General features: G+C 61.0%; 21 protein-coding genes. 5 read left to right on the top strand and 16 right to left on the bottom strand.

Annotated elements, in window-relative coordinates:
* Positions 1-38: 38 nt before the first annotated feature.
* From J3A98_RS23780 to J3A98_RS23765, 4 genes are all read left to right on the top strand, one after another.
* Positions 39-200: a DUF1328 domain-containing protein gene (locus tag J3A98_RS23780; RefSeq protein WP_003252966.1), complete on the top strand. Its 162-nt coding sequence runs from the start codon at positions 39-41 to the stop codon at positions 198-200.
* 2 nt (positions 201-202) lie between these two features.
* Positions 203-673 (top strand): inhibitor of vertebrate lysozyme family protein, encoded by a 471-nt coding sequence (locus tag J3A98_RS23775; RefSeq protein WP_209968886.1) that lies wholly within the window; start codon positions 203-205, stop codon positions 671-673.
* Positions 674-1,418: 745 nt separating this feature from the next.
* Positions 1,419-2,747, top strand: a complete 1,329-nt coding sequence (gene gltP / locus J3A98_RS23770; protein WP_209968883.1) for a glutamate/aspartate:proton symporter GltP — start codon at positions 1,419-1,421, stop codon at positions 2,745-2,747.
* A gap of 147 nt (positions 2,748-2,894) precedes the next feature.
* Positions 2,895-4,124, top strand: coding sequence for a spore maturation protein (locus J3A98_RS23765; RefSeq protein WP_209968880.1), 1,230 nt, complete (start codon positions 2,895-2,897; stop codon positions 4,122-4,124).
* Here the strand turns inward: J3A98_RS23765 and J3A98_RS23760 are convergent.
* The 9 genes from J3A98_RS23760 to J3A98_RS23720 form a co-directional block, all read right to left on the bottom strand.
* Positions 4,106-4,741: an ABC-type transport auxiliary lipoprotein family protein gene (locus J3A98_RS23760; protein ID WP_176683027.1), complete on the bottom strand. Its 636-nt coding sequence runs from the start codon at positions 4,739-4,741 to the stop codon at positions 4,106-4,108. The two genes, J3A98_RS23765 and J3A98_RS23760, sit on opposite strands and share 19 nt — an antisense overlap.
* A complete protein-coding gene (locus J3A98_RS23755; RefSeq protein ID WP_209968878.1) occupies positions 4,738-5,676 on the bottom strand; it encodes an MlaD family protein in 939 nt (312 codons plus the stop codon). Before J3A98_RS23755 ends, J3A98_RS23760 begins: the two co-directional genes overlap by 4 nt.
* 3 nt (positions 5,677-5,679) lie before the next feature.
* Positions 5,680-6,471, bottom strand: coding sequence for an ATP-binding cassette domain-containing protein (locus tag J3A98_RS23750; RefSeq protein ID WP_176683029.1), 792 nt, complete (start codon positions 6,469-6,471; stop codon positions 5,680-5,682).
* Entirely contained in the window at positions 6,468-7,601 is a 1,134-nt protein-coding gene (locus J3A98_RS23745; protein ID WP_209968874.1) for an MlaE family lipid ABC transporter permease subunit, read from the bottom strand. The genes J3A98_RS23750 and J3A98_RS23745 overlap by 4 nt, the downstream gene beginning before the upstream one ends.
* A 201-nt stretch (positions 7,602-7,802) precedes the next feature.
* Positions 7,803-8,828 carry a DUF5924 family protein gene (locus tag J3A98_RS23740; RefSeq protein WP_209968871.1) on the bottom strand — a complete coding sequence of 342 codons (1,026 nt, stop codon included), beginning with the start codon at positions 8,826-8,828 and terminating at the stop codon, positions 7,803-7,805.
* A 93-nt stretch (positions 8,829-8,921) separates the two neighbouring features.
* Entirely contained in the window at positions 8,922-10,328 is a 1,407-nt protein-coding gene (locus tag J3A98_RS23735) for a pitrilysin family protein (RefSeq protein WP_176683032.1), read from the bottom strand.
* Positions 10,329-10,358: 30 nt separating this feature from the next.
* Entirely contained in the window at positions 10,359-12,017 is a 1,659-nt protein-coding gene (locus tag J3A98_RS23730) for a Na/Pi cotransporter family protein (protein WP_209968867.1), read from the bottom strand.
* 271 nt (positions 12,018-12,288) lie between these two features.
* Positions 12,289-13,059, bottom strand: a complete 771-nt coding sequence (locus J3A98_RS23725; RefSeq protein ID WP_176683034.1) for a TerC family protein — start codon at positions 13,057-13,059, stop codon at positions 12,289-12,291.
* A 69-nt stretch (positions 13,060-13,128) separates the two neighbouring features.
* Positions 13,129-14,436 carry a CitMHS family transporter gene (locus tag J3A98_RS23720; protein ID WP_176683035.1) on the bottom strand — a complete coding sequence of 436 codons (1,308 nt, stop codon included), beginning with the start codon at positions 14,434-14,436 and terminating at the stop codon, positions 13,129-13,131.
* Positions 14,437-14,703: 267 nt separating this feature from the next.
* Here J3A98_RS23720 and J3A98_RS23715 point away from each other — a divergent pair, with 267 nt between their 5' ends.
* On the top strand, positions 14,704-15,105 hold the full coding sequence (locus tag J3A98_RS23715) for a GFA family protein (protein ID WP_209968864.1): 402 nt from the start codon (positions 14,704-14,706) through the stop codon (positions 15,103-15,105).
* 39 nt (positions 15,106-15,144) lie between these two features.
* Here the strand turns inward: J3A98_RS23715 and J3A98_RS23710 are convergent, their stop codons facing one another.
* From J3A98_RS23710 to J3A98_RS23680, 7 genes are all read right to left on the bottom strand, one after another.
* Positions 15,145-17,100, bottom strand: a complete 1,956-nt coding sequence (locus J3A98_RS23710) for a DUF4105 domain-containing protein (RefSeq protein WP_209968861.1) — start codon at positions 17,098-17,100, stop codon at positions 15,145-15,147.
* Complete coding sequence (locus tag J3A98_RS23705) at positions 17,097-17,417, bottom strand: DUF2388 domain-containing protein (RefSeq protein ID WP_021784622.1); 321 nt, start codon at positions 17,415-17,417, stop codon at positions 17,097-17,099. The genes J3A98_RS23710 and J3A98_RS23705 overlap by 4 nt, the downstream gene beginning before the upstream one ends.
* A gap of 36 nt (positions 17,418-17,453) precedes the next feature.
* On the bottom strand, positions 17,454-17,747 hold the full coding sequence (locus J3A98_RS23700; RefSeq protein ID WP_176683038.1) for a DUF2388 domain-containing protein: 294 nt from the start codon (positions 17,745-17,747) through the stop codon (positions 17,454-17,456).
* An 89-nt stretch (positions 17,748-17,836) separates the two neighbouring features.
* Positions 17,837-18,154: a DUF2388 domain-containing protein gene (locus tag J3A98_RS23695; RefSeq protein WP_176683039.1), complete on the bottom strand. Its 318-nt coding sequence runs from the start codon at positions 18,152-18,154 to the stop codon at positions 17,837-17,839.
* A gap of 309 nt (positions 18,155-18,463) precedes the next feature.
* A complete protein-coding gene (locus tag J3A98_RS23690) occupies positions 18,464-18,679 on the bottom strand; it encodes a DUF1127 domain-containing protein (RefSeq protein ID WP_021784625.1) in 216 nt (71 codons plus the stop codon).
* 445 nt (positions 18,680-19,124) lie between these two features.
* Complete coding sequence (locus J3A98_RS23685) at positions 19,125-20,618, bottom strand: acetyl-CoA hydrolase/transferase family protein (RefSeq protein ID WP_176683040.1); 1,494 nt, start codon at positions 20,616-20,618, stop codon at positions 19,125-19,127.
* Positions 20,619-20,804: 186 nt separating this feature from the next.
* A complete protein-coding gene (locus J3A98_RS23680; protein ID WP_003252919.1) occupies positions 20,805-22,241 on the bottom strand; it encodes an NAD(P)(+) transhydrogenase (Re/Si-specific) subunit beta in 1,437 nt (478 codons plus the stop codon).

Genomic DNA, 22,241 nt, shown 5'->3' with positions numbered 1-22,241 from the left:
ACGGCCGGATCGATTCCGCAAAAGAAAGGAGAACTACCATGCTGAGTTGGGCTATCACTTTTCTCATCATCGCCATTGTCGCCGCCGTACTGGGCTTCGGTGGTATCGCGGGCGCTGCAACAGGTATCGCCAAGATCCTGTTCATTGTCTTCCTGGTGTTGTTTGTAGCCTCCTTCTTCTTTGGACGCGGACGAGGTTAAAGATGGGCAGGAAGCTTCGTTCAGCCGTGGTCGCCGCCCTGTTGCTGGGCTGTAGCGCGGCGGCCATGGCGGCCAATGACGGCCAGGCTCGGGTTGACCAGCTGCTCGGCTCGGACCCGGAGTACCGGGAAACCTGGCAGGACACCATCGAAGGCGAGGAACGCCTGCCCGATTGGGTGGTCAACCTGACCGGCAGTGCCCAGCAGCAGATGTCTGCGGTTACTGAAGACGGCGACAAGTTTCTGGTCGGACCGCTGTGCGAAAAGCAGGACAATTGCACCTATAAGCGGCTGATCGTGGCGTTCAGCTGGGACAAGGATGATGCCTACGGGATGCTCGTGGAGGTGCCCGAAGGTTTGCCGAGCGACAAGTCGCCCACCCGTCATGCGCAGTACCGCTGGCTGGGCAAACCTGACGACGGCATGAAGGCAATGCTGCAGGAGCAGCTCAAGCGTGACCCGAACTGGTACTGAGCATTTATTGCCGGCATGGATGAAAGGTCACTCACTGTCACGTAATAGAAGCTGAAGCTTTCTATAGTTCAGCCTTCTATGATGCGCCGCCCCGAGGAGGGGTAGCACATGACCAAGGGGCCGGGCTGCTCTGATTGTTCCAGGATCGGAGAGGCCTAGGGGTACAGGGAGTGCCTCCAGTAATGGGCCGGGTCAGGAAAGGCGAAATCGGAAGTTTCAGGTCGGCGGTGTCACAGGGATGCCTTGCCAGACCTGACTTCCGAGGAGCCATGTAGGAAACGTCGCTTCCCTTGCGCGTTTTTTCCCCTGAGACACATTTTGTCTCGACCGTACATCAATTTTTTTTCGGACTTCTCGGCGCTTCTACAAGTGGCATTTCCGCCATTCGGATTGTCGAACAGGCCATCCTTCGTGCCCAATCTGTACCGCCAAATCTGCCGAAATATGGCGGTTTGGTCTTGTTCGGGATTCCGAATGTTATAAATCAAGCACTTGCGAAGCTGCCAACTAGGTCGAAAACAGTATGCATAAACGGCATGCGTCATGCGTTTCCGGCATTAGCTTTCGCCCCTTGCCGTCGCAATAGTTGCCGCCTTTTTCGCTGGCCAGAGCGCCCTGTCGCTCGCCTGCGGTGTCCTTACATGACGTCGCCTGACGGAAGACCTTACTGCTCGTGACCTTGCCTATGGCTCTGTTACGCGTGTTTCCGCCAGGTGCCATGACCACTAAAACAAAGGGTAAAGACATGAAGAAGGCAAAACTGAGCCTCGCCTGGCAGATCGTTATCGGTCTGGTCCTGGGTGTTGCAATCGGCGCGCTACTGAATCATTTCAGTGCAGAAAAGGCATGGTGGATCAGCAACGTCCTTCAGCCCGCTGGTGACATCTTCATCCGCCTGATCAAGATGATCGTCGTCCCGATCGTGATTTCGTCGCTGATCGTGGGTATCGCCGGTGTTGGCGACGCGAAGAAACTGGGCAGCATCGGGCTGAAGACCATCATCTACTTCGAAGTGGTGACCACGATCGCCATCGTCGTAGGCCTGGTGCTGGCCAACCTGTTCCACCCGGGCGCCGGCATCGACATGAGCACTCTGGGCACTGTGGACATCTCCAAGTACCAGGCGACAGCGGCCGAAGTGCAGCATGAGCACGCGTTCATCGAAACCCTGCTGAACCTGATCCCGTCGAACATCTTCGCAGCGCTGATGCGTGGCGAAATGTTGCCAATCATCTTCTTCTCGGTGATGTTCGGCCTGGGTCTGTCGAGCCTGCAGGCAGAGTTGCGTGACCCGCTGGTTCGTACCTTCCAGGCCGTTTCGGAAACCATGTTCAAGGTCACTCACATGATCATGAACTACGCCCCGATCGGCGTGTTCGCCCTGATTGCCGTGACCGTGGCCAACTTCGGTTTCAGCTCGCTGCTGCCGCTGGCCAAGCTGGTGCTCCTGGTGTACTTCGCGATCGCTTTCTTCGCCTTCATGGTACTGGGCCTGGTGGCCCGCGTGTTCGGCTTCTCGGTGATCAAGATCATGCGCATCATGAAAGATGAGCTGATCCTGGCCTACTCCACCTCCAGTTCGGAAACCGTACTGCCGCGGGTGATCGAGAAGATGGAGAAGTACGGTGCGCCAAAGTCGATCTGCTCGTTCGTGGTACCGACCGGCTACTCGTTCAACCTCGACGGTTCGACCCTGTACCAGAGCATCGCGGCGATCTTCATTGCCCAGCTGTACGGTATCGACCTGTCGTGGAGCCAGCAACTGCTGCTGGTACTGACCCTGATGGTTACCTCCAAAGGCATCGCTGGTGTGCCGGGCGTATCGTTCGTGGTACTGCTGGCCACCCTGGGCAGCGTGGGTATCCCGCTGGAAGGCCTGGCCTTCATCGCCGGTGTGGACCGCATCATGGACATGGCCCGGACTGCGCTGAACGTTGTGGGCAACGCCTTGGCTGCGTTGGTCATTGCTCGCTGGGAAGGCATGTACGACGCCGCCAAGGGCGAGAAGTACTATGCCTCGCTGATGGCCGAGAAGCGGGAAGCTGTAGTGGTTGGCGAAACCGCCAAGCGCTGAGCCTGATGGCTGTTTGACCAAGAGCCCCGACTTGTCGGGGCTTTTTGTTATCTGCGTGATCTTGAGCCGCGCCTGCAAAGGCTCGCGATCGCCAGTCACAGGCTGCGATACGCTATTATTCGGGCACTTTTCAGGGGGAACATACGGATGCTCAACGGCCTTTGGCTCGGATTTTTCCTGGTGGCGGCGGTGTCCGCCCTGGCCCAATGGCTGGTAGGTGGCAACGCTGGCATCTTCGCGGCAATGGTCGAAAGCATCTTTGCCATGGCCAAACTGTCGGTCGAGGTAATGGTGTTGCTGTTCGGCACGCTGACCCTGTGGCTGGGCTTTCTCAAAATCGCCGAAAAAGCCGGCATCGTCGAATGGCTGGCCAAGGTGCTGGGCCCGTTGTTCGCCCGTCTTATGCCGGAGGTGCCGCCCGGCCACCCGGCCCTGGGCCTGATCACCATGAACTTCGCTGCCAATGGCCTGGGCCTGGACAATGCCGCCACGCCGATAGGCCTGAAGGCCATGCGGGCGCTGCAGGAGCTGAACCCCAGCAGCACTACGGCAAGCAATGCGCAGATTCTGTTCCTTGTGCTCAACGCCTCGTCGCTGACCCTGCTGCCGGTGACCATCTTCATGTATCGGGCCCAGCAAGGTGCGGCAGATCCGGCCATGGTGTTCCTGCCAATCTTGCTGGCTACCAGCGTCTCGACCGTGGTCGGCCTGCTGTCAGTGGCGGTGATGCAGCGCTTGCGCCTGTGGGACCCGGTCGTGCTCGCCTACTTCATTCCCGGTGCCTTGCTGCTGGGTGGTTTCATGGCTTTTCTTGGCACGTTGTCGGCGGCTGCGCTGGCAAGTCTGTCGTCAGTGTTGGGCAACCTCACGTTGTTTGGCGTGATCATGCTGTTCCTGGTGATCGGCGCCCTGAGACGCGTGCAGGTATATGAAGCCTTTGTCGAAGGTGCCAAGGAAGGCTTTGATGTGGCCAGGAACCTGTTGCCCTACCTGGTGGCGATGTTGGTGGCGGTGGGTGTGCTACGTGCGTCAGGTGCCCTTGAGCTGGCCTTGGAAGGCATTCGCCATGCGGTGAACTGGATGGGCATGGATACACGCTTCGTCGAAGGCTTGCCGACGGCGCTGGTCAAACCGCTCTCTGGCAGCGCTGCACGGGCGATGCTGATCGAGACCATGCAGACCCACGGCGTGGACAGTTTCCCGGCGCTGCTGGCGGCGACTATCCAGGGCAGTACCGAAACAACCTTCTATGTGCTGGCGGTGTACTTTGGTGCCGTGGGCATCCAGCGCGTGCGCCATGCAGTGGGCTGCGCACTGCTGGCCGAGTTGTCCGGCGTGATCGCGGCGATCTTTGTCTGCTATTGGTTCTTTGCCTGAACCTTCAGTTGTGCCTGATTGGCCTGGGTGATGGTCCAGTTCACGACTTGCCCCACCAGTTGGTCGCTGGCCTGGCCGAAGCCGGCGACCACTGCTGATACCCGTGTATCGTCCAGCGGTTGGCGGATTTCGAAGCGCTTGCTGGCCAGGATGCGTTGGTTGCGGCCCTGGACCAAGCGAGCGTCATAGCGGATCACCACCTCCACTCCCCCATCTGTGCGGTATTCACTCTGAAATGCCTGCAGCTCGCCGGCCAACTCGTAGTCAGCCTGCAGGTTGCTGTCGTCGGCGCTCAGGCGCTGTACCTGGCCCTCTCGCTGGAACCCATCGAGCAAGCGGTTGCGCAGCAGTACCGGGGCCGCATCGCTCCAGCGCGCGCCCTTGTAGCTGCTCACCACATTGCCTTGGGGAATCACGGCAATCCTTGGCCCCGCCAACACTTCACTGGCCAGTGGCTTGTTCAGGCGCAATGACCAGTCCAGCGCCGGTGCCGTGCGGCTAGGTTGATTTACCGGCAGGCGATAAAGGTCCACAGGTTCGCTCTTCGGCAGGATCGAGCAGGCACTGGCCAGGCTCAGCGAGGCCGCCAGGGTCAGCAGGCGCAGCGACGGATTCATGGCTGGAACTCCTTGTTGTTGTCGCGGCCAAGCAGGTAGCCGCTTGGGTCGGCCTCCAGTTGCCGGGAAATGCCTTTGAGTGCGTTAAGGGTTTCGCGCAGTTCACGAATGGCCGGGGCAAGCTGGTTCAGGCTCTGGGCGCCGTCACCAATAGCCTCGCTGTTGTTCTGGAGCAGGTTATTGATGGTTGCCGTGCTTTGGGCCAGTGACTGCATGGCCTGTTCGGCACTGCCGATCGCCTGTTTGCCTTCGCTAGCCAGCAGGCCGTTGGCATTGCGCATCAGCGCCTGGGTTTCGGCCAGAGTGGCGCCGGCCTGCTTGCCCACCTGCACCAGCTGTGCGATGGCCTCGGCGATGCTGCCGTGCTGCCCGGCAAAGGCGCCGGTGGTCTTGTCGAGGTTGGCCAGGGTGTTACTGAGGTGGCCTATGTTGTCCTCGGAGAACATCTGGTTGGCGTTGTGTAGCAACAGGTTGATGTTGGTCACCAGGTCGCTGCTGTCGTTGAGCAGGCGCGAAATTGGCGATGGCGACGCGATGATCACCGGCAGCTTGCCATCCTTGCCTTTAAGCTCGGGGCTTTGCGGGGTGCCACCGCTGAGCTGGATGAACGAGTTGCCGGTGACGCCGGCCAGGGTCAGTTTGGCCTGGGTGTCTTCCTTCACGGGGGTATCGGCGCTCAGGCGCACCCGTGCCAATACCCGACGCGGGTCTTTCGGGTCCAGTCGCAGGGTGGACACGTCGCCCACCTTGATGCCGTTGTACTGCACCGTGCTGCCGGGGGAAAGGCCGGACACGGCTTCGTTGAACACCACTTCGTAATCCTTGAAGGCGTCGTCGACACTGGATTTGGCCAGCCACAGGCCGAACAGCATGGCCCCGGTCACCACCAGAACGGTGATCAGGCCGATGAGGACGTGATGGGCTCGGGTTTCCATTGCTCAGCGCTCCTGCCCGGCACGGGTGGCAGCCTGTTCGGCTGCGCGCCCGCGTGGGCCGTGAAAGTATTCTTGGATCCAGGTGTCGTTGGTCTTCTCGACCTCGGCCAGCGGGCCGGCCACCAGGACCTTCTTTTGCGACAGCACCGCGATGCGGTCGGTGATGGTGTACAGGGTGTCGAGGTCGTGGGTGATCAGGAACACCGATAGGCCCAGCGCATCGCGCAGGGTAAGGATCAACTGGTCAAATGCTGCCGCACCGATCGGGTCCAGGCCAGCTGTGGGTTCGTCGAGGAACAGGATGTCCGGATCCAGGGCCAAGGCACGGGCCAGCGCTGCGCGCTTGATCATGCCCCCCGACAGCGAGGCCGGGTACTTGTCGGCAGCCGAGATCGGCAACCCGGCAAGGGCCAGTTTCACCCCGGCCAGGTGCTCGGCATCACTACGAGACAGCCCGGCGTGCTCGATCAGCGGCAAGGCCACGTTTTCGGTCACCGTCAGCGAAGAGAACAGCGCGCCCTTCTGGAACAACACGCCAAAGCGCCGTTCGACCAGTGAACGCTGTTCTTCGCGCAAGCCGGCCAGGTCCTGGCCGAGCACCTTGATCTGCCCTTGATTGGGGCGGCGCAGGCCAATGATGCTGCGCAGAAGCACCGACTTGCCGCTGCCTGAGCCCCCTACCACGGCGAGGATTTCGCCACGGTACAGGTCAAGGTCAAGGTTTTCATGTACCACCTGGCGGCCGAAGCGGTTGCAGATGCCGCGGGCTTCGATTACGCAATCCTGGCCACTCACCAGCCCATCTCCATGAAGAACAGTGCTGCCACCGCATCCAGCACGATGACCACAAAAATCGACTGCACCACTGCCGAGGTCGTGTGTGCCCCCACCGACTCGGCGCTGCCGCTGACCTTGAAGCCTTCCAGGCAGCCGATGGCGGCGATCAGGAAGGCGAAGAACGGTGCCTTGGCCAGGCCTACCAGGAAGTGCTGCACGCCAATGTCGCTTTGCAGCAGCGACAGGAACATGGCCGGTGAAATATCCAGTGTCAGGGCGCATACCACCGCACCCCCAACGATGCCGCAGATCATCGCGACAAAGGTGAGCAACGGTAGCGAAATCAGCAGGGCCAGTACCCGCGGCACCACCAGCAGCTCCATGGGGTTGAGGCCCAGCGTGCGGATGGCGTCAATTTCTTCATTGGCCTTCATCGAGCCGATTTGCGCGGTGAACGCGCTGGCAGTGCGGCCGGCCATGAGAATGGCTGTCAGCAGCACGGCGAACTCGCGCAGGAACGAGAACGCAACCAGGTCGACGGTAAAAATGGTCGCGCCGAAGTCAGCCAGCACCGTGGCGCCAAGGAAAGCGACTACGGCGCCCACCAGGAATGTCAGCAACGCAACGATGGGCGCGGCATCCAGCCCAGTCTGTTCAATGTGTGCCACTACAGGAGTGAAGCGCCAGCGATGTGGCTGGAAAGCGCGGCGCAGCAAGGTTTCGAGAATCACACCGACGAAACCAAGCAATTGCATGCTGTCCTGCCAGAGCGTGCCGACGGCGCAACCGATACGCTCCAGCAGCTGCAACAGCACATTGCGCTCGGCCTCCTTGACCGGGATGCAGTAATCCTGGACCGAGCAGTAGACATTCTTCAGCAGCGCCCGGCTGGCCTCAGGCAGTTCGTGGGTGCAGCGCGACAGGCGCTCGGAGCCTAGCAGTTCGGCCAGCAGCGAAGCGCCGGCGGTGTCCAGGCGGCCCAACTGGCTGAGATCGGCGACGGTGTCGGCAGCGCACTGCGTGCGCAGGCGCTCGCTCTCGCGCTTGAGGTTGGCGTAGTGTGCCAAGGTCCAGTCACCGGTAATACGCAGGCAGGCCGGTTGGCTGCTGGTGTCCAGGGTGGCGCAGGGGGTGGTCATAGGCTCCATGCAATTGACTCGGCGCTAAGGCTTAGGGGCTGATCATAGCGCAGGGGGCAGGGGCTGTTTGGTGATTATGTGCTGTGTGCACGCTTGGCAACCGTGACCTGGAGCAGCCTCGAGTTGCGAAGCGGTCGTGAGCGCGCACGGAAGTGGCGTGCTGTACCGACCCTTTCGCAGCACAAGGCTGCTCCGGCGCTAGGCAGGGTGTCAATTACCCGCTGGTGCATCATTGACCACCTTGAAGCGCAGCACACCGATCACTTGCCCATCCTCGGTCAGCACCCTCACCTGCCACTTGCCTACCGGGTTGGGTGGGAAGTTCTGCTTGTGGGTCCAGGCCCGATAGCCTTCCTTGCGCCCGCCGTGGATGTCCAGGGCAATGCGGTCGACCTCCTTGCCGTCCTTTTGCCACACATGGTAGATCCGTTCGTTCAGGCCGCGTGGTGCGTTGATGGCGGTATAGGCATACAGGCCACTGCTGCGGATGCGGCTGGCAGCAATTTCGTCCAGTGAGTCGCCGGGTTGGCGGTTCAGCACTTCGGTACTCACCGCCACCTCGGTCATCCACAGGGTTGCCGGCGGTACCCAAGAGCGCAGCAGCCAGCCCCCGGCACCGACCGACAGGGTAACCAGCACCAGTGCCACCGCGCGGCGCCAATTGTTGATCGGGAAGCTGCTGGCCAGGCTGGGGAACGACAGGACCATGGCCGCGATCAGGGCCAGCTTGAAGCTTTGTGCGGTGGTCAGGTGCAGGATGATCGGGAGCGCGGTCAGCAGAGCAGCGAACAACGTCAGGGTATGCAGCGCCAGGAACAGCCAGCGCCGCGGTGCCAGCCACTTGTAGTACAGCGGGTCGATGATCGAAACCAGGCCGGCTGCGCCGAGCAAGCCGGTGAAGACCAGCTGACCGCTGTTCCAGGTGGTTGTGATGAAAAAGAACGGCAGCACGAAGAACAGCGTTTCCTGGTGGATCATCTGCGTTGCGTAGCGCAACAGCGGCTGAGGGATCTCGCGGTTGAAAGTGCGCGCGAACAGCCCGGTGAGGGTGTTCTCCAGCATCAGCCAGACCCAGCTGACCAGCATGAGCACAGCGACCCAGCTGGCCAGGCCGGCTTGGCGGTCGACCAGGATGAAGCTGCCGATACCAGAGAGGAAACCGCCGAGCGCGATGATGCCGGGGTAGCGCTTGAGTAGTTCGATGATGCGCTGGACGATATGGGGGATTTGGGGCATTGGGGGCTACAACAGAAAAGTGAGGTGGCTGTGCCAGCTTCTGCGCGGGCAACCCCGCGAAAGGGCAAGTACTGGCAAAAGGATACCGCCGATTCACTGCCGCCGTGTAGCACCACTGGGCCGTTCAGGCCCTTGCCGCCGCCAGCGCAACAGCCCCGCCGCCAGGACCAGCCCTACAAGCAAGGCCATCAGTCCGTAAAGCTCGTCATAGCCTAGCAACGGCTTTTCGATGCGCACATAGCCATCTTCCTTGAGCAGAGCCTTCAGCGCCTCGTTGGCCTGTTCCAGGCTGACCTGGCGCAGCTTGCGCACCGGGTTGGCAAAGCGCCCTTCGGTATAGTCGTTCAGCGCCCCCCAGTAGTAGTCGGCCAAGGCACTGTTGCCTTGGGTGCTCCAGCTTTCCTTGCCGATGCTGGCTTCCTTGATGCGGGCGAAGGTGTCCGGGTCCAGCCCTTCCTTGCGCAGGTGGTCGAACATGCCCTGCATCACCTTGATGGCCTTGTCGATGTCATCGCGCTCAAGGTCCGCATTGAGGCTGAGCAGGCCGGTGTCGCCAAAGCTCTCACGCTGCACGGAGGGGCCGTAGGATAGCTCGTTGCGCAGGCGCAGCTGGTCGTACAGCGCCCAGTCCAGGTAGCGCGACAGCAGGTCGAGTGTGGCTTGGTGGTCGTTGTCCAGCACCGGCTCGATGAACAGCCAGTGCAGTTTGACGCCATCGCCCAGCCAGCCGCGGGTCAGGTTGCGACGCTGCTCGGCCTGTCGGGTGATGCTTTCAAGGTTGCGACGCTCTTCTGGTTCAGTGGCGGGCAGTTCGCCAAACGACCGCTCCAGATAGGCCGGAAGCAGGCGGTCGAGGCCACCGACCATGATCAGGGTCATGTTGTTGGCCGCGTACCAGCGGTCACGCAAAGCCTGTACTTGCGCCAAGGTCATGTCGTCGAGGTTGGAGCGCTCCGGGCATTTCAGGCCCAGCTCGGTGGCCAACTGGTCGCTGGCGGGGTGGCCGATATCCTGGCGATCGAGCCAGCGCTGCAGGTGGCCATAGTGGCCGCCATCTTCGCGCTCTATGATGCGCTTGGCGGTGGCCAAGGTCTTGGCGTCGATGCGGGTATCGCGGATGACTGCCAACAGCAGGTCGAGGACCTTACGCTGGTTGCGCGCCGGGGCCTCGATGACAAAGGTGGTGTCGGCACTGCTGGTATAGGCGTTCCACTCGCCGCCAAGCGCTTGCAAGCGCTCTTCCAGCCCGCCTTCGCCTGTTTCGTCGATACCACTGAACAACAGGTGCTCAAGCAGGTGTGGCAGCTCTTTCTGCTCGCAGTCGAAATCATCCAGGCCCACGCCGACCACCAGACGAATCGCCACATGGTCACGTTCGTAACCGTTTTTCAGGATGACCTGCAGACCATTAGGCAACAGGTAGCCTTCAACCCGCGAGCGGTCGAGGGCGAACGAGGGCAGGCTGCAGATCAGCAGGCAAACGAACATCAGGCAACGCATGGGCGAGCGAGGGTCCTCAGCTAGGAGAAATCACGGCTGGCGGGCTTCATCGGGCACACTGTCGAGCATCAGCCCTCCGGTGTCCGAGCCGCCCAGTACCACATAGGCACTGCTACAGAACAAAGAGTTCAACCGCTTCATGTCGGCGATCAGCTCCAAGTGTAGCGAACTGGTTTCGATACTTTGCACGACCTTGCGCTGCAGGCGGCTGACATGGGCGTGGGCGAGGCGCCGTTCCTGGGCACGGAACCGGCGCTTTTCCCGCAGCAGCAAGCGGGCGCTTTCCGGGTCTGCACTGAGGAACACTGACAGGCCCAGGCGCAGGTTGGCCAGCAATTGCTCCTGAAGGCCGGACAGCTCTTCCAGGCCTACCCGGGAGAATTCCCGGCGCTGGCTGGTTTTCTGCTGCTGGACCTTGCGCAGCATGCGTTCGATCAGGTCACAGGCGAGTTTGAGGTTAATTGCCAGCTCTATGATTTCGGCCCAGCGGCGGTTGTCCTGCTCGCTGAGGTCTTCCCGTGACATCTGCGCCAGGTACAGCTTGATTGCGCTGTACAGGACTTCGGCGTCTTCGCCCAAGGCGCGAACTTGCTGTGGCAAGGCGGTCTGGGTACCACGCAGGGCTCCAAGCATGGCTTCGAGCAGGCTGTCGACGATGTCCCCCAGGCGCAAAGTCTCGCGGGCGGCGTTGGCCAGGGCCAGGCTGGGCGTTTCCAAGGCCGAGACGTCGAGGTGGCGCGGACGCATCTGGCCATTGCCGGTTTCCCGTTCAGGCAGCAGGACGTTGCACAGTCGCCCCATCGGTTTGACGGTGGGCAGCATGATCAGACAGCGCAGCGTGTTGTAGAGCAGGTGAAAACCGATGACCAGTTCCTGAGGGCTGAAACTCAGCGAGTCCATCCATTCCACCAGCGGGTGCAGCACAGGGATGATCAGCACCAGGCCGATCAGCTTGTACAGCAAGCTGCCCAAGGCCACCCGACGCCCGGCGCCGTTCTGCATGCTGGTACTGATGAAAGCCAGCAGCCCGCTGCCGATGTTGGCGCCGACCACCAGCCCAATGGCTACCGGCAAGCTGATCAGTTCGGCGCCGGCCAGGGTTGCGGTGAGCAGAACCGCAGCCAGGCTGGAATAGGAAATCATGGCGAACATTGCCCCGACCAGAGCGTCGAGCATGATGTCGCCGGTCAGTGAGGCAAACAGCACTTTCACGCCCTGGGCATGGGTGATTGGCGCAGCTGCCTGCACGATAAGTTCAAGTGCCAGGATGATCAGGCCAAGCCCGATGCCCACCCGACCCAGTTGGCCGGCCCGTGTCTGCTTGCGCGAAAGGAAGAAGATCACGCCAAGGAAGATCAGCAGCGGCGACAGCCAGGACAGGTCGAAGGTCAGTACCCGGGCCATCAGTGCGGTACCCACGTCGGCACCCAGCATGATCGCCAAGGCCGGGGTCATGGCCATCAGACCCTGGCCGACGAACGAGGTGACCAACATGGCCGTGGCGTTGCTGCTTTGAACCATGGCCGTGACCAGAATTCCGGCGATGAATGCCAGCGGGCGCTTGTCCATGTTCTGGCTGATGATGCGCCGCAAGTTTGAGCCGAATACCCGGAGGATGCCGGTACGCACAATGTGGGTACCCCAGACCAGAAGCGTCACGGCCGAGAGCAGGTTGAGCAGGGTCAGCATGGCGAAGGCCCCCTGTTGCAAAGGCCCATCGGGCCAAGAAATGAAACGTGAGCGTTTGAAGAATTTTCAGTGCTCACTCAAAGCTTTAGTTGTTTTGCCCAGCTGTCGCCAGCTTCGCATGGCAGTCATTTATTTGAAACAGATCTGAAATGAATGATTGCCTGTGCGGGTCGCTTCGCGAGCAAGCCCCCACAGTGATCACGCACAGAAAAAAAACGGGCATGAAAAAGGGCCCCGCGAAGGGCCCTTGCTGTACTGCGCTTCCTTGGCCTTATTGACCCGGAATGTCTTTGCGCAGTTTCACCGGTTCATGATCTTTGCCTTCCTTGCGGGCCATGGCGGTGCGCATGCGTATATTGATGGCTTCCACCCCCAGCGAGAAGGCCATGGCGAAGTAGACATAGCCCTTCGGCACATGCACATCGAACGCTTCGGCGATCAGTACGGTACCGACCACGATCAGGAACGACAGCGCGAGCATCTTCAACGACGGGTGCTTGTCGATGAAATTGCTGATGGCGCCGGCGCACAGCATCATCACCAGCACGGCCACGACGATGGCGGCGATCATCACCGGCACGTGGGACACCATGCCCACTGCGGTGATCACCGAGTCCAGCGAGAACACGATGTCGATGATGGCGATCTGGATGATGGTGTAGAAGAACTTGCCACCTGCGCCTTTGGGCTCCTCTGCGTTCTCGTCCTCGCCTTCCAGGCCGTGGTAGATCTCCTGCGAGCTCTTCCACAGCAGGAACAGGCCACCGAAGAACAAAATCAGGTCACGGCCCGAGATGCCTTGGCCGAATACCACGAACAGGTCGGCGGTAAGGCGCATGACCCAGGTAATCGACAGCAGCAGCAGGATACGGGTGACCATGGCCAGGGCCAGGCCGAAGATCCGGGTGCGTGGCTGCATGTGCTTGGGCATGCGGCTGACCAGAATCGAGATCATGATGATGTTGTCGATACCGAGGACGATCTCAAGCGCGGTAAGGGTGAAAAAGGCAACCCAGATTTCCGGGCTGGTCAGCCATTCCATGTATTTTCCTTCGAGCGGTAATGGCAACGCGCCCCGGTCAGGGCGCGTCGCGTACGTGATACGGATGTATTAAAGACTACTGAACAGCGGGAAAATCCCCATCAGCAGTGCGCCGAGCATTATGCACAGGCATACCAGCACTGCCCACTTGAGCGTGAAGCGCTGATGATCGCCGAATTCGATACCGGCCAGGGCCACCAGCAGGTAGGTGGAGGGTACCAGCGGGCTGAGCAGGTGTACCGGCTGCCCGACGATCGACGCACGGGCCATTTCCACGGGGGTGATGCCGTAGTGGCTGGCGGCTTCGGCCAGCACCGGCAGCACGCCGTAGTAGAACGCGTCGTTGGACATGAAGAAGGTGAACGGCATGCTCACGATCGCGGTGATTACAGCCAGGTATGGGCCTAGCGCTTCAGGGATGACCGCCAGCAGGCTCTTGGACATGGCGTCGACCATGCCGGTGCCGGACAGGATACCGGTGAAGATGCCGGCGGCGAAGATCAGCCCGGTTACGGCCAGCACGCTGCCGGCGTGGGCAGCAATGCGGTCCTTCTGTTGTTGCAGGCATGGGTAGTTGACGATCATGGCGATACTGAAGGCAATCATGAACAGCACTGGCAGCGGCAGTACACCGGCGATCAGTGCGGCCATCAGGGCGGCGGTCAGGGCACCGTTGAAGTACAGCAGTTTGGGCCGACGTGCGTCCGGGTACTGCGAGACGGTGATTTCGCTGTGGTCGATGTCGTCGGTAGGCAGATGCAGTTCGCCCAGGCGGGCACGTTCGCGCTTGCCATACATGTAGGCAATGGCCAGGATCGCCAGCACACCGAACAGCATGGCCGGGATCATCGGCACGAAGATGTCTGACGGGTCTACGTGCAGGGCGCTGGCAGCACGCGCGGTCGGGCCACCCCACGGGGTCATGTTCATCACACCGCCGGCTAGGATGATCAGGCCGGCCATGATCCGCGGGCTCATGCCCAGGCGGCTGTACATCGGCAGCATGGCGGCGCAGCAGATCATGTAGGTGGTGGCGCCGTCACCGTCCAGCGAAACCACCAGGGCCAGTACAGCGGTTCCGACCGAGACTTTCAGCGGGTCGCCCTTGACCAGCTTGAGGATCTTGCGCACGGCCGGGTCGAAGAGGCCGGAATCGATCATCAGGGCGAAATAGAGGATGGCGAACATCAGCATCACGCCGGTAGGTGCGAGCTTGCTGATGCCCTCTAGCATCATGGGGCCGATCTTGGCGGAAAAACCACCGAACAGGGCGAACAGGATCGGTACCAGAATCAGCGCGATCAAGGCCGACAGGCGCTTGCTCATGATCAGGTACATGAAAGTGATGACCATGGCAAAGCCGAGGAAGGTCAGCATGGCAATACTCCAGGCGTGGCGCGGCGAAAGGACAGTCGATTCGGGCGTATCAGCGCGTAGCGCGCTGTGCGGGGAGCATGCGGAGGGGGACTACGAAAAGGCGGGCACAGGAATACATCAGAATCACCATTGTTGTTGTTGATTGGGCCGGGCGCGGTATTGACCGGGTGCCCTGGCTGACCGGTCTTGTGCCGGTAGTGGGCGCTATCCTAAAAGGGCAAGCTTTCAGCCAGCTTTCGCTGAAGCAAAGGTGACGAGAGGTAGGTGATGCAGGATGTAACCGAAGGTGGCTGCCATTGTGGTGCCGTGCGCTATCGGCTGGAGGGCAACCTGACGGACATTGCCCACTGTCATTGTTCGATCTGCAGGCGGGTCAGCGGTGGACTGGTGGTCACCTGGCTTACCCTGCCCCGTTCCGGGTTCCAGTGGTTAACGGGCGAGCCGAACTGCTATGTGGCGCCAGCCAGTTGCAGCCGCTACTTCTGTGGGCAGTGTGGGGCGCATGTGGCGCTGGTGACCACGCATAGCCCGCAGACGATCGATGTGACGGTGGCGACGCTGGATCACCCTGAATGGGTGCGAGCCAACCGGCATATCTGGGTGGGCAGCCGGTTGCCCTGGTTGCATCTGGATGAGGATTTACCCTCGGAAAACGAGGAGAGCCTGTAGGAACGGGCTTGCCCGCGAGAGGGCCAGCCCCTGCATGCATCACAACTGCAGACCGCCAGCAGCCTTGTGCAACGCCCGCAAGTGCTCGCCGATCTGCTTCACGTTGGCCTCGACCGCTGCAATTTCCTTGGCTCGCGACGGCTCCAGCAGCGCCCTCACCTCTTTGTCCAGGCTGGTGCTCAAGCGCAACAGCTGTGCCTGCCGCTCTCTGCTCACCTGCTCGAGGTGCTTGCGCTCTTCTGGCTGCGGCAGCCCGTAGCCTTTGGAATCGAGCAACTCTGCCGGGCGGCTTAGAAAACCGCTGTTGGCAAGCATTTGCTTGAGCGTGGCATCGGCTTTGTTGATGCTGCCATCTTTCAATGCTGCGGCATTCAGGTAGCGCTGCTTGACCTCGTCCTGGGCCAGCAGAAGCTGCCGGCGCAAGCTGGCCTGCTCAAGCAGAAGCAGCGCCGCGCTGGTGCGCAGGTCAGCCTTGGTGAACCAGCTACGGCGCTGCTCGGCATCGAGGGCCAGCCAGTCCTCGACCAGCGCTTGCTTGATTGGCAACTGCTTTCTCAGCACCTCGAACATCGCCTGGTAGCGGTCGCGATAAGAATCGAAGCGGTAGCCCAGGCGTAGCGCTTCGCGTGGGTTATCAAGCACGCTGGTGTCTGCCAGCCCCCTGCCCTTGAGCACGGCCAGCAAACCGTTGGGCATGATGCTGTCCAGGTCGTTGAGGCGCGGATTGGCGGTGCCGCTGCGCAGCAGCTTCAATGACTCCACTGCACAGTTGTTGGACAGGAACCAGTAGTTGCCGTCATAGCTCCAGTGCATCTCGGCGGCCTGGCGCACCAGGTTCTCGATTTCGTCGCGGTTGAGCTTCAAGGGCACCGAGGCCAGGCTGCGCAGCTCGGTCTTGGTGTATTCGTCGATCACCTGGCCCAGCGGCAGCACGAATAGCCGCGACGGGTAGTTGCCGACCAGGCCGTCCCAGCTGGACAGTTGCACGTCGTTGACGAAGGCGCGGTACGACAGCACCAGGCTTTGGTCGAGGTCCAAGCGGCAATCTGGTCCGCGTGGGCGGCCCGGCTTGCAGATCACCAGGCGCAGCATGCTGTGCCCCCAACGGCTGGCCAGGTTCTGATTGGCTTCAGCCAGCAGGTAGTCCACTTCGTAGACCCGCTCCGGGTCGATTTCACCTAGCGGCTGGCGGGCGAAGTCGCTGCCGGCATTGATGAAGGGTAAGCCTTTGGCACAGGTGCTCTGTTGCGGTGCCCAGCCGAAGTGTTCGTGAAGGTATTGGTACAGCGCCGGGCGACGGCAGCTGTAGCTCGGGTCGAGGAGGAAATACTCCATGTTGACCGCGATGTATTCCTTGGGGCTGCTCAACTCATAGCTGTCGGGGCTGCGCACGAATTGGCCATTGTGCTGTTCGCGCTCGCCACGTCGGCCCACGTACTGCTGCCACCCGGCCAGGTCGAGCAGGCGTGGGTCGTCGCTCAGGGTGAAGCGGCGGTCGGCCTGGCCGCGGCATTCTTCCGGCAGGCCGACCTTGCCTAGCGTGCCTTGCTGGCGCTTGCAGCGTGCAATCACTGATTTTTCGGCGCTGGGCCACAGGCGGGCACGGTCGTAGAGATGGGTGAGCTCGTGCAGCACGGTGGCCAGCAGCTCTTCACGCACCGTGCCATGTGGGCGATTGGTGCGCTCGCTGGCGGCGCTGCCATCGGTGAGGCTGGGCAGCAAGCGGCGGTTGAGCTCGAGGGTGGATATCAGTGATGCCTGCCCGTAAGTGTCGGGCGGCATGCTGTCGCTCCAGCTGACCCGCACGCGGCGGTCCAGCTGCTGCTTGAAACGCGGTGGCAGCTTGCCCACTGCCTCGTCGAGCAGGGCTTGGGAGGCTTGTGCTTGTTGCGGGTCGAGGCCGGAGGCCTGCAGCTCAAGCTGCAGGTCGGCCAAGGCGGGCGTGCCGAGCAGCGTCAGGGCGCAGCCGAGCAGCCAGGCACGCACGCGCTTCACAGTGCGAGTATGGCTTCAGCCAGTACCTGGTCGCTGGCGCTGCGCGCTTCCGGTACGCGCTCGCGCAGGGTATTGAAGGCGGCCTCGAGTTGGACGCCGCGGATGTCACCGTTGCTGGCGACGAAGCTTGCAGCGTCGTCGTGGGCTTCGCGCACCACTTTGGAGTCGCGGATCGATGTGGTGGTGTCCGAGGTGAAGTCGATCGAACGGCCAAAGGCACGCACGATGATGTTGCTGGTGGCCACCAGGGTCTGTGCCTGGGCCAGGTCGGCCAGCAGCAGCATGCCGAGGGAAGCGGCAATCAGCGGTTTGCGCATGGAGCATCTCCGAAAAATACAGGGAGTCAGGTGTAGTTATTGGACGAGAATTGCCTGCGCCAGTTCCAGATCGCCGACGGCGTGTCGTGCGCAATTGTGGCGTAATGATTCCAAGGCGGCTTCCAGGCGTGCACCACGGATCTGCCCGTCGCTGGCAACGAATGCGGCGGCATCGTCGCGGGCCTGGGTGACCAGTTTGCGATCGAACGGTGCGGTTGTGACCTGGCTGGTGACATAGCCGGTGATGACCAGGCTTTGTGTGGTGGTATCCATGGCATGGGCGCTGGCCATGCCTGCGGTGGCGAACAGCAACGGCAACAGATAACGCATGAGCTTTCTTGAAGGCTGGAAAAATGAACGGCGAAGCCTACCTCAGGTGCGAGGGCCGAAGCCAACGCACCTGTTGTGCATGGCGCGTATCAGAGTGCCAGGATGGCCTGGGCCAGTTGTGCATCGCTGGCTTGCAGGGCCGGCATGTTCGAACGGATGTGTACAAAGGCGCTTTCCAGTCGGGCGCCGCGGATAGCGCCCTGAGTGCCGACGAAGCTGGCAGCGTCATCGCGGGCTGCCTGGACAATCTTGTCGTCGCGGAACGAAGAGCTCACGTCGGAAGTGGCGTCGGTGGAGGCAGCAACGGCGCCCACTACCGCGTCGGTGGTGACAACGAAACTGGTGGCGTTGGCAGTGCCGGCCAAGCCTAGCAGCAGGACGGCGCCAAGCAGGTGTTTACGGTTCATGATTGTGGACTCCTGGGTAGGTCAGGTTGGTTCTGCTGTATCGGACGTTTGCAGGGCGCGTCACGGTACGTTTTCATCAACTGGTTCTAGCAGACGGTTAGGCCAAGCGTACCACGCAGTGCTGCCTAGAGATGACAACGACCGCAATGCCAGGTAACTGTTATGGTTTATTTAAGTTTCTGTAAAACTGTACCTGTCGCAATCTGAAGCACGCTACTGCGCGTCTGTCGGGCAATAAAAAACCCGCTGCAGTCACCTGCAACGGGTTTGAGGAATTCACGGTGCCGGCGAAGCCGGCAAGCCGGGAGCTTAGCGCCAGAAAGGCTTGCTCAGCTCTTCGTAACGCTGCGACTCGCTGATACCGGCATCTGCAAGCAGGCGGGAGTCCAGGCGAGCCAGTTGACGACGGCTGGTCATACGACGCTGCCACAGCAGCAGGGTCGACAATGCGCGCAGTGGCATCGAGGCGTTGGATTGCTGGGCGTTGCTTTCAAAAACCAGACCGGAACTGAGGGTACGTTCCATGATGCTTCATCCTTCCGCTTATGGCGGGATTAGGTAGTGATTTAACTGATGCCAATGATCCTCCTCTGTCGTCCATAACAGTAGATACAGTTCAGGTGAAAGAGGATGGCTCAGTTAACTGTGTAACCCTACTGTTGCACTCGAAATAGGCGCAACTGTACCGGTCTGCACACATATGGTGCGTTTTACTGCGGTTGAGGTTTTAGAAAGGCGGGGAAGGGTTAAAATACCAGTACAGTAGAACAGTTTTAAACGTTAACTGCGTGGCACAGATTTGCTGACCCGGTCGCGTGTCGTGACAAGGTCGGAAGTGGAACCGAGAATGTCAGCAATACAGCGGAGATTGCAGGGGGCTGCTGTGCAGCCCATCGCGACACGCGGCCGCTCCTACAGGTCGCGTTAGCGGAACAGCGGGGGGAAAGCCGCTGTTCTTGCTACGACTGGATCAGCTAGCCAGCATGCGCCCGGTTTCTTCCAGGTTTTCGTGCCAGCTCAGGGCTTCACGCAGGATGTGCGGGGTATGGCCGCCACGCTGGCAGGCGCGGTCGAAGTAATCGTTCAGTGCAGCGCGGTAGTCTGGGTGCACGCAGTTGTCGATGATCGCCCGCGCCCGCTCGCGCGGCGCCAGGCCACGCAGGTCCGCCAGCCCCTGCTCGGTGACCAGTATGTCCACGTCGTGCTCGGTGTGGTCGACATGGCTGACCATTGGTACCACGCTGGAAATCGCGCCACCTTTGGCAATCGACTTGGTGACGAAGACCGCCAGGTGAGCATTACGGGCGAAGTCGCCGGAGCCACCGATGCCGTTCATCATCCTGGTGCCGCAGACGTGGGTGGAGTTGACGTTGCCGTAGATATCGAACTCCAGTGCGGTGTTGATACCGATGATGCCCAGGCGACGTACCACTTCCGGGTGGTTGGAGATCTCTTGCGGGCGTAGTACCAGCTTGTCCTTGTAGCGCTCCAGGTTACCGAATACATCGGCATTGCGGCGCGTCGACAGGGTGATCGAGCTGCCCGAGGCGAAGCTCAGCTTGCCGGCGTCGATCAGGTCGAAGGTGGAGTCCTGCAGTACTTCGGAGTACATGGTCAGGTCTTCGAACGGTGACGCGATCAGGCCGCACATCACCGCGTTGGCAATGCTGCCAATGCCGGCCTGCAGCGGGCCAAGCTTGTTGGTCATGCGGCCTGCGTCCACTTCCTTCTTGAGGAAGTTGATCAGGTGGTCGGCGATGCCCTGGGTTTCGTCATCTGGCGGCAGCACAGTGGACGGCGAGTCCGGCTGATCGCTGATGACGATACCGACGATCTTGGCCGGGTCGATCGGGATCGCGGTGCTGCCGATGCGGTCGTCGACCTTGACCAGCGGGATTGGCGTACGGGTCGGGCGGTAGGTTGGGATATAGATGTCGTGCAGGCCTTCGAGGTTGGTGTTGTGCGAGAGGTTGATCTCCACAATCACTTGCTTGGCGAAGATCGCGAAGCTGGCCGAGTTGCCCACCGAAGTGGTTGGCACGATGTGGCCTTGCTCGGTAATGGCCACGGCTTCGATGACCGCGATGTCCGGCAGCTTCAGCTGCTGGTTGCGCAGTTGCTCGACGGTTTCCGACAGGTGCTGGTCGATGAACATCACCTGGCCGTCATTGATGGCTTTGCGCAGGGTGCTGTCGACCTGGAACGGCATGCGGCGGGCCAGTACACCGGCCTCGGTCAGTTGTTTGTCCAGGTCATTGCCCAGGCTGGCGCCGGTCATCAGGCTGATTTTCAGTGGCGATTGCTTGGCACGTTCGGCCAGTGCATGCGGTACGGCCTTGGCTTCGCCGGCGCGGGTGAAGCCGCTCATGCCGACAGTCATGCCGTCCTCGATCAGACCAGCGGCATCAGCCGCACTCATTACCTTGCTGTGCAGGGAGGACAAGCGGATACGATCACGGTACATGGATTGTTATCTCGGGCTACTGAAACTACTGCAGCGCAGTCTAGAGATTTCGCCCATTGCCGTCCCACGACCATGGTCGTATGAGAAGCCTTGTATTTGAGCCGTTGATCCGGATCAACAAAAGAAAAGCCCCGGCAGATTCTGACCGGGGCTTCCTTTATATCAGCGGGTTTGTAGCGACTGTTGTCACTCCACCGCCTTGACCATGTCCTCGATGACCTTCTTGGCGTCACCGAACACCATCATGGTCTTGTCCAGATAGAACAGTTCGTTGTCCAGGCCGGCATAGCCACTGGCCATGGAGCGTTTGTTGACGATGATGGTCTTGGCCTTGAACGCTTCGAGGATCGGCATGCCGGCGATTGGCGACTTGGGATCGTTCTTCGCCGCCGGGTTGACCACGTCGTTGGCGCCCAGCACCAGCACCACGTCGGCCTGGCCGAACTCGGCGTTGATGTCTTCCATCTCGAATACCTGATCGTACGGCACTTCAGCCTCGGCCAGCAGTACGTTCATGTGCCCGGGCATACGGCCCGCCACCGGGTGAATCGCGTACTTCACGGTCACGCCGTTGTGGGTAAGCTTCTCGGTCAGCTCTTTCAGCGCGTGCTGGGCGCGGGCCACCGCCAGGCCGTAGCCCGGAACGATGATCACGCTGTCGGCGTTGCTGAGCAGGAAGGTGGCATCGTCAGCCGAGCCGGACTTCACCGGCCGCTGTTCTTGCGAACCTTGCGCCGCGCCAGTGTCGGTATCGCCACCGAAGCCGCCGAGGATGACGTTGAAGAACGAACGGTTCATCGCCTTGCACATGATGTACGAGAGGATGGCACCGGACGAACCTACCAGGGAGCCGGCGATGATCAGCATCGAGTTGTTCAGCGAGAAGCCGATGCCGGCCGCTGCCCAGCCCGAGTAGCTGTTGAGCATCGACACCACCACTGGCATGTCGGCGCCGCCGATCGGAATAATGATCAGCACACCCATGATGAAGGCCAGGACCAGCATCAGAGTGAAGGCACTGTAGTGGCCAGTGAAAGTGAACAGCAAGCCTAGGGCGATGGTTGTCAGGCCGAGGATCAGGTTCAGTTTGTGCTGGCCAGCGAACTGTACCGGTGCGCCCTGGAACAGGCGGAACTTGTACTTGCCCGACAGCTTGCCAAAGGCGATCACCGAGCCGGAGAAGGTAATGGCACCGATGGCAGCGCCGAGGAACAGTTCCAGGCGGTTACCGGTAGGGATCGGGTCGCTGATGGCAGCCACAATGCCCATCGACTGCGGCTCCAATACGGCGGCAATGGCGATGAATACCGCGGCCAGGCCGATCATGCTGTGCATGAAGGCGACCAGTTCGGGCATCTTGGTCATCTCGACGCGCTTGGCCATGATCGAGCCGGCGGTGCCGCCGACCAGCAGGCCGACGATGACATAGCCGATACCGGCGGTGGCAAGTTCAGCCCCGAGTTTATAAATGAGGCCAACCGTAGTGAGGATGGCGAGCCCCATGCCGATCATGCCGAACAAATTGCCGCGCCGCGAGGTGGTCGGGTGCGACAGGCCCTTGAGCGCCTGGATGAAGCACACCGAGGCGACGAGGTAGAGGAGCGTTACCAGATTCATGCTCAT

This window comes from Pseudomonas sp. BP6 (assembly GCF_017875935.1).
Taxonomy (GTDB): domain Bacteria; phylum Pseudomonadota; class Gammaproteobacteria; order Pseudomonadales; family Pseudomonadaceae; genus Aquipseudomonas; species Aquipseudomonas putida_Y.
The sequence above is the reverse complement of the archived record's forward strand: the minus strand, read 5'-3'. Positions and strand labels throughout refer to the sequence as shown.

Coding starts and splice junctions, on each gene's coding strand:
- J3A98_RS23780 (WP_003252966.1), top strand. CDS start 39: ATGCTGAGTTGGGCTATCACTTTTCTCATCATCGCCATTGTCGCCGCC.
- J3A98_RS23775 (WP_209968886.1), top strand. CDS start 203: ATGGGCAGGAAGCTTCGTTCAGCCGTGGTCGCCGCCCTGTTGCTGGGC.
- gltP (WP_209968883.1), top strand. CDS start 1,419: ATGAAGAAGGCAAAACTGAGCCTCGCCTGGCAGATCGTTATCGGTCTG.
- J3A98_RS23765 (WP_209968880.1), top strand. CDS start 2,895: ATGCTCAACGGCCTTTGGCTCGGATTTTTCCTGGTGGCGGCGGTGTCC.
- J3A98_RS23760 (WP_176683027.1), bottom strand. CDS start 4,741: ATGAATCCGTCGCTGCGCCTGCTGACCCTGGCGGCCTCGCTGAGCCTG.
- J3A98_RS23755 (WP_209968878.1), bottom strand. CDS start 5,676: ATGGAAACCCGAGCCCATCACGTCCTCATCGGCCTGATCACCGTTCTG.
- J3A98_RS23745 (WP_209968874.1), bottom strand. CDS start 7,601: ATGGAGCCTATGACCACCCCCTGCGCCACCCTGGACACCAGCAGCCAA.
- J3A98_RS23740 (WP_209968871.1), bottom strand. CDS start 8,828: ATGCCCCAAATCCCCCATATCGTCCAGCGCATCATCGAACTACTCAAG.
- J3A98_RS23735 (WP_176683032.1), bottom strand. CDS start 10,328: ATGCGTTGCCTGATGTTCGTTTGCCTGCTGATCTGCAGCCTGCCCTCG.
- J3A98_RS23730 (WP_209968867.1), bottom strand. CDS start 12,017: ATGCTGACCCTGCTCAACCTGCTCTCGGCCGTGACGCTTCTGGTCTGG.
- J3A98_RS23725 (WP_176683034.1), bottom strand. CDS start 13,059: ATGGAATGGCTGACCAGCCCGGAAATCTGGGTTGCCTTTTTCACCCTT.
- J3A98_RS23720 (WP_176683035.1), bottom strand. CDS start 14,436: ATGCTGACCTTCCTCGGCTTTGCCATGGTCATCACTTTCATGTACCTG.
- J3A98_RS23715 (WP_209968864.1), top strand. CDS start 14,704: ATGCAGGATGTAACCGAAGGTGGCTGCCATTGTGGTGCCGTGCGCTAT.
- J3A98_RS23705 (WP_021784622.1), bottom strand. CDS start 17,417: ATGCGCAAACCGCTGATTGCCGCTTCCCTCGGCATGCTGCTGCTGGCC.
- J3A98_RS23700 (WP_176683038.1), bottom strand. CDS start 17,747: ATGCGTTATCTGTTGCCGTTGCTGTTCGCCACCGCAGGCATGGCCAGC.
- J3A98_RS23695 (WP_176683039.1), bottom strand. CDS start 18,154: ATGAACCGTAAACACCTGCTTGGCGCCGTCCTGCTGCTAGGCTTGGCC.
- J3A98_RS23690 (WP_021784625.1), bottom strand. CDS start 18,679: ATGGAACGTACCCTCAGTTCCGGTCTGGTTTTTGAAAGCAACGCCCAG.
- J3A98_RS23685 (WP_176683040.1), bottom strand. CDS start 20,618: ATGTACCGTGATCGTATCCGCTTGTCCTCCCTGCACAGCAAGGTAATG.
- J3A98_RS23680 (WP_003252919.1), bottom strand. CDS start 22,241: ATGAGCATGAATCTGGTAACGCTCCTCTACCTCGTCGCCTCGGTGTGC.